This window comes from Larkinella ripae (assembly GCF_054780775.1).
The window spans coordinates 245460-258033 of record NZ_BAAGVR010000008.1; the positions used below are offsets into that span (position 1 = coordinate 245460).

General features: G+C 55.5%; 12 protein-coding genes. 9 read left to right on the forward strand and 3 right to left on the reverse strand.

Annotated features, from left to right (window positions below; genetic code table 11):
• Positions 1-106: 106 nt before the first annotated feature.
• The 9 genes from ACYVHX_RS05860 (at position 107) to ACYVHX_RS05900 (ending at position 7193) form a co-directional block, all read left to right on the forward strand.
• Positions 107-289: a hypothetical protein gene (locus ACYVHX_RS05860; RefSeq protein WP_460670692.1), complete on the forward strand. Its 183-nt coding sequence runs from the start codon at positions 107-109 to the stop codon at positions 287-289.
• 158 nt (positions 290-447) lie between these two features.
• Positions 448-1308: a heme/hemin ABC transporter substrate-binding protein gene (locus tag ACYVHX_RS05865; RefSeq protein ID WP_460670693.1), complete on the forward strand. Its 861-nt coding sequence runs from the start codon at positions 448-450 to the stop codon at positions 1306-1308.
• 18 nt (positions 1309-1326) lie between these two features.
• Positions 1327-2433, forward strand: a complete 1107-nt coding sequence (locus ACYVHX_RS05870; protein WP_460670694.1) for a FecCD family ABC transporter permease — start codon at positions 1327-1329, stop codon at positions 2431-2433.
• Positions 2434-2531: 98 nt separating this feature from the next.
• Positions 2532-3371 carry a heme ABC transporter ATP-binding protein gene (locus ACYVHX_RS05875; protein ID WP_460670695.1) on the forward strand — a complete coding sequence of 280 codons (840 nt, stop codon included), beginning with the start codon at positions 2532-2534 and terminating at the stop codon, positions 3369-3371.
• Between the two features lie 9 nt (positions 3372-3380).
• Positions 3381-4415, forward strand: coding sequence for a hemin-degrading factor (locus ACYVHX_RS05880; protein ID WP_460670696.1), 1035 nt, complete (start codon positions 3381-3383; stop codon positions 4413-4415).
• A gap of 134 nt (positions 4416-4549) precedes the next feature.
• A complete protein-coding gene (locus ACYVHX_RS05885) occupies positions 4550-4777 on the forward strand; it encodes a hypothetical protein (RefSeq protein ID WP_460670697.1) in 228 nt (75 codons plus the stop codon).
• Positions 4778-4818: 41 nt separating this feature from the next.
• Positions 4819-5427, forward strand: coding sequence for an HmuY family protein (locus ACYVHX_RS05890; protein ID WP_460670698.1), 609 nt, complete (start codon positions 4819-4821; stop codon positions 5425-5427).
• Positions 5428-5455: 28 nt separating this feature from the next.
• Positions 5456-5812: a DUF6686 family protein gene (locus ACYVHX_RS05895; RefSeq protein ID WP_460670699.1), complete on the forward strand. Its 357-nt coding sequence runs from the start codon at positions 5456-5458 to the stop codon at positions 5810-5812.
• Positions 5813-6041: 229 nt separating this feature from the next.
• Positions 6042-7193, forward strand: a complete 1152-nt coding sequence (locus tag ACYVHX_RS05900) for a hypothetical protein (protein WP_460670700.1) — start codon at positions 6042-6044, stop codon at positions 7191-7193.
• Positions 7194-7282: 89 nt separating this feature from the next.
• Here ACYVHX_RS05900 and ACYVHX_RS05905 read toward each other — a convergent pair whose 3' ends face one another.
• From ACYVHX_RS05905 to ACYVHX_RS05915, 3 genes are all read right to left on the reverse strand, one after another.
• Positions 7283-8686, reverse strand: a complete 1404-nt coding sequence (locus tag ACYVHX_RS05905; protein WP_460670701.1) for an HmuY family protein — start codon at positions 8684-8686, stop codon at positions 7283-7285.
• A 48-nt stretch (positions 8687-8734) separates the two neighbouring features.
• Entirely contained in the window at positions 8735-11011 is a 2277-nt protein-coding gene (locus tag ACYVHX_RS05910; protein WP_460670702.1) for a TonB-dependent receptor, read from the reverse strand.
• A 211-nt stretch (positions 11012-11222) separates the two neighbouring features.
• Positions 11223-12428 carry a hypothetical protein gene (locus tag ACYVHX_RS05915; RefSeq protein WP_460670703.1) on the reverse strand — a complete coding sequence of 402 codons (1206 nt, stop codon included), beginning with the start codon at positions 12426-12428 and terminating at the stop codon, positions 11223-11225.
• Between the last annotated feature and the right edge of the window lie 146 nt (positions 12429-12574).

The following is a 12574-nucleotide window of genomic DNA, read 5'->3' on the forward strand; positions in this document are numbered from 1 at the left end:
AATGTAACCCAAAAATAATTTTTAAATTTTTCGAAAAAAGATGGGTTACCTAACGGTCCTTCCGGTATTAAGGGTGAGATCTAATTAACATAAACTGACTACTCTCATGAAACGTATTGTAAAATCTGTATTGTTCGTTGCAACGATGGTTTCTTTGGCAGCTGCTTGCCAGTCTAAAAAAGCTGAAGATACAACTTCATCGGAATCAACGATGTCATCTGACTCATCAACGATGATGTCTGACACGACTATGGCTACGGACAGCATGTCAGCTGATTCAGCAAGATAAGGTTTACGTTAGCATAACGTGCGAAAGCCGCTCAGCAATGGGCGGCTTTTGTTTTTTTACACCCATTTCCGTCCGGCTTCAGAAAATAATCGGCGGGATGTGTTGTTTATTTAGAAATAGTCTAATTAATTTGTGTCGAATTACCGAGACAAGTTGACATGGCGAAGCGAATTTATTTACTGGTCTTTATCCTGATTGCCGGGAATCTGGCGGCCTTTGCGCAGGGAAAAGCCGAACGCATTGTAGCACTGAACGGTACCCTGACGGAGATTCTGTGCGATCTGGGGCTGCAAAATCAGATTGTTGGCGTGGATGTAACCAGCACCTACCCGGAAGCCATGGCGAAAGTTCCGAAAGTGGGCCACAACCGGAATATTGGCGCCGAAGCGGTGCTGGCGCTGCGCCCCACGGTGGTGGTCGCGGTTCGCTCCAACGGAAGTATGGACATTAAACCCGAAATTCTGCAACAGTTCAAAAGCGCGGGCGTGAAAACCCTGGTGTTCGACCAGGAATCCAGCGTGGCCGGCACTAAAAAATTAATCACGGAGGTCGCAAAATCGTTCGGCGCTTCGGCCAAAGCCACGGCCCTGACGCGCAAACTGGATGCGGATCTGGCGAAAGTGAAAAAACCGGGTAAAAGCCCGAAAGTCCTGTTCATTTACGCCCGGGGCACCGGAACGATGATGGTGTCGGGCCGGAACACGCCCATTGAGAAAATTGTCCAACTGGCGGGTGCCCAGAACGCGTTCAACGATTTCGATAGTTTCAAACCCCTGACCCCCGAAGCCTTGGTCATTGGCAATCCGGATGTTATTCTCTTGTTTACGAGCGGTCTGGAAAGCCTGGGCGGCATCGACGGTCTGCTGAAAATACAGGGCGTTGCCCAGACCAACGCCGGTCGAAACCGCCGGGTGATCGAGATGGACGGCCAGCTGCTGACCGGTTTTAGCCCCCGCCTGGGACTGGCCGTTCAGGAACTGAGCCGCAAACTGAATCCGGAATTGAGCCTGAAAAACTAACCGCTACGAACGAGTTCCATGCAAACGGACCTGCAACAAACCCTAACGGCTGCTCCGGCCCCGCAAACGGCCCCGGCCAAACCGCCCCGCAACCGGGGCTGGTGGCTGAACGGCCTGCTGGGGGTGCTGCTGGTGATCGTCATGCTGGGGGCGGTGGGCGTTGGGGCCGTGGCAATTCCGATTCCGGACGTTCTGGTGATCCTCTTCAAGCAACTCGGTTGGGAAATCGGAACGGTGGAACCGCAGCAGGAGACGGTACTGACCGTCATTCGGCTGCCCCGCATTTTGCTGGGCGTGCTGGTGGGGGGCGTTTTGGGCATTTCGGGAGCCGCCATTCAGGGGCTGTTCCGCAATCCGCTGGCCGACCCCAGCCTGATCGGGGTTTCGTCGGGCGCTTCGGTCATGGCCGTGCTGATGATCGTGCTGCAACTGAAATTTTTCCAGGAGTTGTCTACCCTTTCCGGTTTATACGCGTTATCGCTGGCGGCTTTTGCCGGTGCCGTCGGCACCACGCTGCTGGTCTATACGCTGGCTCGTAAGCAAGGGCGTACGGTTATTTCGACGATGTTGCTGGTGGGAATCGCCATCAACGTTTTTTGCGAAGCCCTGCGCGGCCTGATGATGTACCTGGCCGATGAAGCGCAGTTGCGGGCTATTTCGTACTGGAGCATGGGCAGCCTGGGCGGGGCGAGCTGGGAGGTTTTGCAGGTGGCCACGCCGTTTTTACTGATTCCGGTTTTGCTGATGCCGCGAATGAGCAAGCCCATGAATGCCTTTGCGCTGGGCGAAAGTCAGGCCGGACACCTGGGCGTGGATGTGCCCAAGCTGAAACGAAACGTCATCATTCTGGCCACCCTCGGTGTGGGCGTTGCGGTGGCGGTTTCGGGCGTCATCGGGTTTATTGGGCTGGTAATTCCGCACCTGATCCGGCTGATGGCGGGCGCGAATCACCGCACGGTTTTGCCCGGATCGGCTTTGCTGGGCGCTATTGTGCTGACCTTGTCGGATCTGGTGGCCCGTACGATTGTCGCCCCCGCCGAATTACCGCTCGGCATCATTACCGGGATGATCGGTGCGCCGACCTTCCTGTTCCTGCTGATCCGGGGCGCCGGTAATCGGGCATAAACCGACACCCGGTTTACGGTTTTGGTTTACAGTTGGCTAACGCGCCTTTTTCACCGAAAACCGTATACGGAAAACCGAAACCTTTAAACAATTGAAAAATGCTGGAAGCGCAACACATAACCCACCGGATCGGCCGGAAATTGCTGCTGGACGATGTCTCCCTGGCCATAAAGCCGGGGGAGTTGGTGGCCGTGGTGGGCGCGAACGGCGCCGGAAAATCGACCTTGCTGAAAACCTTCAGCCGGGAACTGACGCCCACAAACGGGGACGTGTTGCTGGATAAAAAACCGGTCGGGCGTTTTACGGCGCTGGAGCTGGCCCGCCGACGGGCGGTTCTGGCCCAGCAAAATCCGCTGGCTTTCGAGTTTACGGCCTATGAGTTGGTGATGATGGGTCGCTATCCGCATTTTGAGGGCCACCCGCGTCCCGAGGACGTGGCCGTGGTGGACTTTGCGCTGGAACGCACCGGCATGACCCATTTATCCGGACGGGCTGTGCCGACTTTGTCCGGCGGGGAGCAACAGCGGGTTCATCTGGCGAAGGTGTTGGCCCAACTGATGACCATCGACGAGGTGCAGCAGCCCCAGGCGCCGATCCGGCAAACAAAGTATCTGCTGCTTGACGAGCCCACCACCGGTCTGGATCTGTACTACCAGCACAGCCTGCTCGATGTAGCCAGCGAACTGGCCCGGCGGGGCTACGGCGTGGTGGCCATTCTGCACGATCTGAATCTGGTGATGCAGTACGCCGATCAAGTGCTGTTGCTCAAGGAAGGAAAGGCGCTGTCGTTTGGCCGACCGGCTTCCGTGCTAACGGTCGAAACGATTTTTGAAGCCTTCCATTTATCGGTGCAGATCGTCCAGCAACCGGAGCTGAGCTGTCCGCTGATTGTTCACACCCGGCCGACTATTCCTACATTCCTGACTACTCCTAATTAGCTATACAACATGACAACCACAATTCAGGATCTGAAAAAACAGTATGCGGCTTTCAAGGCCGAAAATTCCAAGGTTCGCATCCGCGATGCAGCCAAGCAACTGGGGGTTAGCGAAGCCGAACTGGTCGCGACGGGCGTGGGCGAAACCGCCACGCAACTGGACGGTGATTTTCGGGAGCTGCTGAAAGAAGTCCCCACGCTGGGCTTCGTAATGGCCCTGACCCGCAACGAAAGCGTGGTCCACGAGCGGAAAGGGGAATACAAAGACGTGTCGTTCAACGGCCCTATGGGCCTGGTGCTGGGCGAAGACATCGACCTGCGCCTGTTCATGTCCGGCTGGAAATTTGGCTTTGCCGTTCACGAGAATGACCGGAAAAGCCTGCAGTTTTTTGCGGCTGATGGCGAAGCGATTCATAAAATCTACCTGACCGATAAAAGCAACGCGTCGGCCTACGACGATCTGGTGGACAAATACCGGGCTGCGAATCAGGATGGTGTGCTGGCGATTGAGCCAAAACCCGAAGCGGTGGCTCCAACGCCCGATGCGGAGATTGACGTGGCGGCTTTTCAGGAATCCTGGCGGAACCTGCAGGATACCCACGAGTTCTTCGGAATGCTGCGGAAACACAAGGTGTCGCGTTTGCAGGCCATGAAATTTGCGCCCGAAGACTTCGCGCAGCCGACCACGATGGAAGCGGTGAAGAACGTGTTCGCGGAGGTGGCCCAAAGCGGGTTGCCCATTATGATCTTCGTCGGAAACCGGGGGGCGATTCAGATTCACACGGGCGAGGTTCGGAAGCTGGTGCCGATGGGCCCCTGGTTCAACGTCTTGGACCCGCAGTTTAACCTGCACCTGCGCGAAGATCACGTCGCGTCGGCCTGGGTGGTGAAAAAACCGACTACTGACGGTGTGGTCACCAGCCTGGAACTGTTCGACGCCGATGGCAACCAGATTGCCCTGATTTTCGGAAAACGGAAACCGGGTCTTCCGGAAAAAACCGAATGGCGCGAAGTGGTTGCCCAAACGGCTCTGGCCGCCAACTGATATAAATCGTGGCTGCGGTTTAATTCATCAAACCGCAGCCACACCAAATAAAATCAATGTTTTACCAACGGCTTTAGTGTTTTATTTAGAATTAAACTAAATACAATAATTAATTCCGTACTTGCTTTATTGCGTTGAACGTCCTGGTTTTCCGAACGAACATCAACACCGCCCAGCGGCTTTACAAAGCGGCTTGCCGGTTGTGCAAACTGCGGGAGGTCTGCCGGTGGAGCATCGACATGGAAGACTGCGATTGCGTGCTGCGGATTGAAGCACCAACCGATCCGCCGGATCAGGCTTACGAGCAGACCATCATCCGGTTGCTGACCAAAGCCGGACTCAAATGCGAAGTGTTGGACTGATCCAGCGTATGTTTTGAAACACACTGAATTTCGATAAAACCGTGAACAAAATTTCTTTTTTTCTGTTCAGTCTGCTGGCCGCGGGATCGCTGCTGGCGTATCAATCGGCCCGGGGGCAGGCCATCAAACCGCTTACCGTCAGTGATTTGCCCGCCGATCCGGCCAACAACGACCCGCAGTCGGGCCGACCGATGGGATCGACCAACCGGTTCACTTTTTACAGCCTGAAAGAAGGCAAACAGGTGCCCAGCAGCGACTCGGCCAGCGCCAAATGGGACATCGGTTTTCGGGCGACCACCATCATCGTCAACGGCGGAACCGGAAGGGCGGGGCAGGGAGGAGCGTACGTGCACAGCGGAACCTTCGAAAGCCTGACGGCCGTGCCGGACAATGCGACCTTCAGCGTCGATGAAAACACCAACAAGCTCGCCATTCCGACCGGCTCGGGCAACGGCTGGTATACTTACGGCGGGGGCGTCATTTCGCCGACCGAGGATAAAGTGCTCGTAATCCGGACGGCCGACGGAAAATTTGCCAAAGTGGAAGTGCTGAGTTACTACAAAGGTGGCCCCGACGGTCCGGGCAGCGAAAGCCGGTTTTACACGTTCCGCTACGTGTATCAGCCCGACGGCAGCAAAAAATTTAACTAACCGATTCTATATCCACACCTTCCCGCTCATGACCAACCGCGACACCTGCTTCATTACGCTGGCCCAGAACGAACACGGTGAAATCCATCTTTGCCGCGGCTGCAAGGCCAACCTGAGTTTCCGGTTTAACAACATTTTCCAGATCATGTCGCCGGGCGAATTCCGGCAATTGTTTCTGCACGTCGAATCGGTTGACGCCGACGGTTTTTTCGGTTTGCCGCTGCCCGAGTCCGGCGGTGAACCCCGGCGGCTTTACCTCGGCACGACGGTCGAACCGCTGTATTTCTGCTTCACGCGGACGGAGCTGGAAAACCTGCGGGGCATTCTGCACAACGCCATGGCGCGGCTGAATACACTGGAAAAAGCCTGGACGGAACTAAACTAAGTGATTGGCCCATCGACGGGCCAATCAGGACGATAATACAGTAAAAGCTATAGTGAGTAGGATCGAAAAAGCAGTGTCTTTGACGCTGCTTTTTTTTTATCCAACAATACATCAGAACTTTGTGCGTACTAGAGTAGTAGAGACAAGAGAAAATAACCGTCCGGGAACTTAGCACCGGTTCGGTTTTAGCGCCTGTTGTCGCTTGACAAGCTTTCATCCCAAGTAATTTATGCGTAAACCGTACCTGATCTGGCGGCCGGTGATCCTGATGGCCACGGGATTGCTCGCCGTACTGGCATCCTGTAAACAGGAAACCGATGAGAATCTGAAACCTTCGCTGAACCTGCCGTTGGTGTACGACAGCGTGGGCTTTACCTACCATAGCCAGGCGCTCAGGCCCCTGCTGAATCAGTACATGGCGCTGGTTCACGAAGCGGAAAAAGGCCGCCAGAGCGGAACCTACGTGTCCGAAGAAGCGCTCAATGCGGCTTTTACGCAGGGCGATTTCATTTTGCAGACCATTACGACGCCGTATTACGCCAGCCGGTTGCAGGCGCAGCAGAACGGTTTTTTTGCCGAACTGTCGAAAGCCAGCACCGGCCGTTTTCACCCGTTCGACCGGAGTTGGGAGGGGGGCGTTTACGGCAATTACCTGTTTGATGAGTACGGGCTGGAAGTGCAGCAGATGATCGAAAAGGGAATGTACGGCGCAACGCTCTTTTCCTACGCGATGTCGCTGACCAGGGGGGCGATGAGCCCGGCCACCGCCGATCAGATTCTGTATTTATACGGTGCCAACCCGGTTTTTATCAACAGCGATAATGCCGCGGTCTACGCCAGCGCCGACCGGTTGACGGCGGCTTATGCGGCCCAACGCGACGATGCCACCGGCACTGGTTTATACAGCCAGAATCGCCAGGCATTCATTCAGTTGAAAACCGCCCTGGATCTGGGCGAGGATTACAACAGCTACCGCGACGAAGCGCTGGCGGCCATCAAACTGAACTGGGAGAAAATCACGGCGGCCGCGGTGATCCACAAGCTGCACGAGAGCGGTGTCAAGTTGCAATCGGACGGTTTGAACGACCAGGAGCGGGCCGAAATCCTGCACTGGATCAGCGAAGCCGCCGGTTTTTTGCACGGCTGGCGCACCATCGATTCGCAACACAAGCAGATTTCTGATTCGCAAATCGACGAACTGCTCGGGCTGTTGAACGCGCCGTACGATCAGTCGGCGGCCGTCTACCGGTTTATCACCAACACCCGGCAGGAGCTGCCCAAACTGACGGAAGCCGTCGCCCGCTTGCAGGGCATCTACGGGTTTACGAACGAAGAAGTCGAAAATTTCCGCCGGAACTACGTCGCCGATCAGGGGCGGTGAGGGCGTTGGTAGTTGTTCCTAAAGTTAAAGACACGAAAAAGGCGGGCAACCGGTTTTGAATGGATTGCCCGCCCTGCTGCACAACGGATTTAGACTTTTTTCACCAGCTTGTATTCGATGTTCGGATAGCCGCGAACCCCGCCGTCAGACGAAGTGTAATTCACAAATTTCAGTTTATAAACGTTACCGGCGGCATCTTTCACGACGTAAAACCGATCGGCTTTAACGCCAGCCGGAACGCCGTTCGGCCCGGCGGAAGTACGCCAGTTGCTGCCAATCACATTCCGGTCTTTCTTGAAGGGAGTTGTGGCAATGTTCGTCTCGGCGTAGGCATCAAACGTCACGGTGCTGGTCAGTACTTCTGCCGCTTCGGTTCCGGCTAAATGATTGATGAAAACATAATCGGAATACGTATACGGCACGGAAGAAGTGGCGCTTAATGCGGCTTTGTAGGTAGCCAGCGTCCACTCAATATCCCAGTTCGCCTTGGCCGGTTCTACTTCGGCAAGCCCTTTATCAAAAGAGGCATAGCTGAAATTACGGCTGGCATCTTTGGGAACGTCCAGGGTTTTAAACGTCGTTTCGGCAATTTGGGCGTATTGCAGCGCGTAGCCGGTGCCTTTGCGGATTACGCGGACTTTATACCACGGCTTGGCCGCTGTTGCCGCTACACCCGCATTCCCCGGATTAATGATGTATACTTTATTCTCCGCGTCGGTTGCCGAAATCGTCTTGATTACGGTTTTGGTCAGGTCGCCTTCCACATCGTCAACGTTCTCGAAACTGCCGGTGCCCTGGCTGAGAATCAGCAGATTGCGAAGCCCCGTCGTGTCGGCGGCCGTTACCTGAGCCAGGTCATTTTTTGTCAGCTCTTTGGCGGAAGCGCCGGTGGTCCCGTTGATGATGACCCGGAAATCGGTGCCGCCGTAGAAGCCTAAATCCCAGCTAGCGCGCGCTGCGGTTTTTTGGGAGTTATTGCTGAAATCGACAAAAACCGAGTTAACTGCGCTGGCACCGCCTTCACCCCCTTCCAGTTTCAGCGACGAACCGGCCGAAACGATGGACGAAAACTTCACCGTCAAGTCTTTTTTCTCGCCGAGCAGCACCGGGCTGGCGGCCGATTTGATCGTAAACTTGATCGACTCCGTGCCGTTCAGGAACAGACTCGCGCCTTTGGTTACTTTGAACGAGCCCGTGCTGCTTCCCGCCGGAATCGTGACGCTCAGGCTGTTGTTGGCAGCGGCCGGGCTGGTCGTAAACTGCGTGCCGTATGCAATGCCGGTGGCGGCCAGATCGACCGTGACGGCGGTGGCGGCTTCGGCGGCCCGGGTAAGCGTCAGTTTGATTTCGGTTTCGGCCTTATCGGATTCAAAGCCTTGTTCGGTGGCTTCAAATTGCACCAGGTTATCGGGTAGCGGGGGATCTTCCTGCTTGCAGGCATTCAAAACCGTGGCAAACGCCAGCATCAGAAAAAGTGAGCGTACTTGGTTCATGGACGTATTGGATTTGATTGTATTTGCGAATTGGTTACGAGAGAAAGGTTATTGTTTGCTCCACTGGAAGTTCAGGCCGAGGAAGTAGGAGCGCCCGTAGCTCAGCGGCACCGACCCGCCGGCGCTGTGCGAACCGCCCACGTCGCCCGAGGTATTGTTCAGGCGGGTGATGTTGAAAAGGTTTTTAACCCCGGCGTTCAGCGTGACGTATTTCGTGATGGATTTGTTGATCGTGACATCGGCCCATTGGTAGGCTGCGGTTTCGGCCAGCCGGATGGTCGGAGCGCCCTGGCTGTCGGTCAGCGTTTCGTACGCGGGGCGTTTGCCGGTGTATTTGTAGAACAGGCTGACCTTCGTATCAATTTTGGTGACGTGGTACGTCAGGTTGGCGTTGATTTCGGGCGACCAGACAAATTCCGGCAAATCCGTGCTGCCCTCCGCCAGGCTGTTAAACCGGCCGACGTGCGAAAAACCGAGAGTAAACTGAAAATTCCGGGCGTTCAGCGTGTTGTTCAGCGTTCCGCCGGTGGTTTTGAACCGATCAATGTTGATGGTCATCATCACCCCGGGATTGGTCGGATCGAAGCCGTAGCTGATCAGGTTGTGGAAGTCATTGTAAAAACCGGTCAGCGTTGAACTGATTCGCAGGGTGGGCGTCGATACCGAACGCCAGGTCAGCGAGCCGTTGAAGCTGTTGGAATATTCGGCTTTCAGGTTCGGGTTGCCTTTAATCGAGTGGCTGGCGTCGAAAAAGTTGAAATACAGTTCGCGCAGGGCCGGAGAGCGAAAACCGCGGGCGTAGGCAAACCGCAGATCGGTGTTTTTGTGCAGCGCCAGTTTGGCGTTCAGCGATGGAATCACCGGCGGGGCGTCGTAGACCGAATTTTTGATAAACCGCAAACCGGGTCGCAGCGTAATGGCCGACGACGGTTTTAATTCGGAGGAAACAAAAAAGGCGTAGTCGTTGATCGTCGGCGAACCCAGAATCCGCGCTCCGCTCGCACCGTCCAGGTTGATATCGACGCCCGGCTGAACGGAAACCGCATTCGAGACTTTGTACTGCGCCGTTGCCCGGAAAATTTTGGTGTCGAACAGCGACAGATCCTGTTCGCCCGCGCCCAGCGAGAGCGTCCGGCGGCCGGTGGTTAGGTCAATGTTCGAGGTTTGGGTTTTCCGGCTGTAGTCGGTATACGACAGAATCGCGTTGAGTTGCAGCTGCCCGTTGACCTTCCAGTCGCTTTGGAGTTGGTGCGTGAACCGGTTGGTGAGGTACTTCTGATCGCGGGCCTGGTTGGTATTGACGTTGGTCGGACCCAGCGCGTCGATCGTTTCGTTCAGGGCGTCGAGCCGGTACCAGATGTTGAAGGTTTCGTTGCGGTAGCCAACCTTCGTATTGCCCAGCAACTGGCGTTTGGGGTGCCAGTCTTTGGCGCGGGTCGTCGAAATGCCCTGCCAGCCGCCGAAAGCATTGTGCGTACCGCCCACGTAGGCATTCCAGCCCTTGCGCTGCCAGGTGACGCCAAGGTTTTGATTATGAACGCCCTGGCCCGTAAACGCGCTGTACTCTTTGTTGGCGGTTTCTTCCTGAACGCGGGCCGTGACCGAAAGCTGCTCGCTGCCCGGTTTTTTGGTAATGATGTTGATGATGCCGGCCAGCGCATCCGTGCCGTACGAAACCGACATGGGTCCTTCCACAATTTCGATGCGCTCCACGGTGTTGATATCGACCTGATTCAGACTCTCGCGGGTGTCGCCCCGGTCGACCATCGGAACGCCGTCGAGCAGAATCTTCACGTTGCGGCCCGACATGCCCATCAACTGAATATCGGAGGTGCCCAGCGTTAAATCGTTGGAAAACCGGATGCCGAGTTCGTTGTTCAGCACGCCGATGACGTTGGTGGCCGCCCGCAGCTGAATCCGTTCGCGGTCGATGGTGCGAATCTGGTAAACCGACTGGCGTATCGACTGCGGTTCATATTGGCCGGTGACGACCACATCGTCCAGTTGCCGGGTCGATTCATTGAGGGTCGTGACCGGAACCGATACGGTTTCTCCGCTTTGCACCCGAACGGGAACCGTTTTCGACTCCAGTCCCATGCGTTGAATAACCAGATTGTAACGCCCTTCCGGCACCTCTAGCAAATAGGCCCCTTCGGCATCGGCGGTGGTGCCGTAGCGGGTTGAGTTCAGTAAAACCGTTGCGCCCACGGCGGGTTTACTGTCGCTGGTCACCACCTTGCCGTTGATTTTTCCGGTAATTTCCTGCGCCTGAATGAGCGTAGAGACCAGCAGGAAACCGCATTGAAAGAGGAAGAAGTGTCTCATTGTAGAACCGCCCGCGCCCTTATTTAGACTGATTAATTATTCTTATTAAGACTGATTATAATTTAGGCAAAGGTAATACATCCTTTGAGCATTGCTATCGTTCCGGTTTTTTTTTGAGAAAATTTACCTAAAGGTGGTGAACCTGGACGCTAAAAAAGAAACCCGACCTCCTGGCCGGGTTTGATGTACGCATGAAGCGGGGCTGGGGGCCTTAATCGTCGCCAGCGCGTTCCTGTTGCGCGCCAATGACGGCAATTTTAGACGGTTTTCCGGAAACCGGCAGGGCGGTTTTGGCCGTGAAACCGTCCCGCAAGACCGGAATGATCCGGTTTTTAGCCGGATCAGTTACGTAGGCGTAGCGTTTGGTGATGGTGAAATCCGGTTTTACCTTGGCATCGGCGGCAATGGCATCAACCACCTTCAGTTCTCCCAAAGCCGTGCCGGAAGCCGTGAAGCCTTTCAGCGTGCCGTCGGTCAGGAGCGCAAACAGGGCGCCATCGTTTGAAACCTTGAAGGCCTGCAACTGATCGGTTTTGAGGAGCGGACTCATCGTATTGGCTGTCAGATCGATGCGGTAGACGCCCAGTTTAGCCGCCGATGCGTAAAAGGTCTGGGTACTTTTTTCGTAGAAAACCGACGTCAGCCAACCGTCGCCAAACTCCGCCGGATACCTGATGATCCGCTGGTTACCGTCTTGGCTCACGACCAGGATGCCGCTGGTGGTACCGAACAGGGCGACCTCACCGTTGCCCGCATCCCCGTGAATACCGGTCACGGCCAGCGTGGCGGTTTTCACGACCGTACCATTTTCATCCACGATTTTTACGCCCTGCGGGAGCGTTCCGGCCACGGCATTGTCTTTCCGGGTCACGGCGAAGGTGCCATTGCTGAACGGAACCACCGCGCCGTGGTGCGGAACATCCACGTTTACCACTTTGGCTCTGGCACCCGCCGTGTGCAGCTCATCTTCGGTCGTGAGCGACAGTGAACCGTCGCCATCGTTGAACACCACAATGCGGTTTCCCCAGAAATAGGTGTGCGTGGGTTTAGGCGCATCCAGCGTCAGGGCGGCCCATTTGGGCGTGCCTTTTACGTCGGCATGATCGCCGTGGTCGACAATTCCGCTGTCGAAAAACTGGACGAAGTTATTGGCTCCGCTGACCACGGCGGCAAACCGGCCGCTGGCCGTGGGATAGAGCGCACTACCCGGAAACCGGGCCATGAATTTTTCGCTGGTCTGCCTGGCCGGATTAACCAGCGTAATGTCGCCGGTTTCGGCGTCGGTAACCAGCAGGCGCGTGAAGGCGGCTTCACCCTCGGCGGGCTTTACAGGGCTGTCGTCTTTCTGGCAGGCCGTTAACGCGATGGCAAGAAAACCGACCAGCCAGGTTCGAGTAGGGAGTGTAGTTTTTTTCATGAAGTTTATTTTAATGCAACATTGTTGCAAAAGTATAAACTTCAATTTTAAATGCAACTATGTTGCATTTAGTTTTATGAATTAGCTATTTTGATGCTGTAGAAAGTGCGGTTTTGTAGTGGGTTCGGGGAAATACCGTACTTGCG

Coding starts and splice junctions, on each gene's coding strand:
- ACYVHX_RS05860 (WP_460670692.1), top strand. CDS start 107: ATGAAACGTATTGTAAAATCTGTATTGTTCGTTGCAACGATGGTTTCT.
- ACYVHX_RS05865 (WP_460670693.1), top strand. CDS start 448: ATGGCGAAGCGAATTTATTTACTGGTCTTTATCCTGATTGCCGGGAAT.
- ACYVHX_RS05870 (WP_460670694.1), top strand. CDS start 1,327: ATGCAAACGGACCTGCAACAAACCCTAACGGCTGCTCCGGCCCCGCAA.
- ACYVHX_RS05875 (WP_460670695.1), top strand. CDS start 2,532: ATGCTGGAAGCGCAACACATAACCCACCGGATCGGCCGGAAATTGCTG.
- ACYVHX_RS05880 (WP_460670696.1), top strand. CDS start 3,381: ATGACAACCACAATTCAGGATCTGAAAAAACAGTATGCGGCTTTCAAG.
- ACYVHX_RS05895 (WP_460670699.1), top strand. CDS start 5,456: ATGACCAACCGCGACACCTGCTTCATTACGCTGGCCCAGAACGAACAC.
- ACYVHX_RS05900 (WP_460670700.1), top strand. CDS start 6,042: ATGCGTAAACCGTACCTGATCTGGCGGCCGGTGATCCTGATGGCCACG.
- ACYVHX_RS05905 (WP_460670701.1), bottom strand. CDS start 8,686: ATGAACCAAGTACGCTCACTTTTTCTGATGCTGGCGTTTGCCACGGTT.
- ACYVHX_RS05910 (WP_460670702.1), bottom strand. CDS start 11,011: ATGAGACACTTCTTCCTCTTTCAATGCGGTTTCCTGCTGGTCTCTACG.
- ACYVHX_RS05915 (WP_460670703.1), bottom strand. CDS start 12,428: ATGAAAAAAACTACACTCCCTACTCGAACCTGGCTGGTCGGTTTTCTT.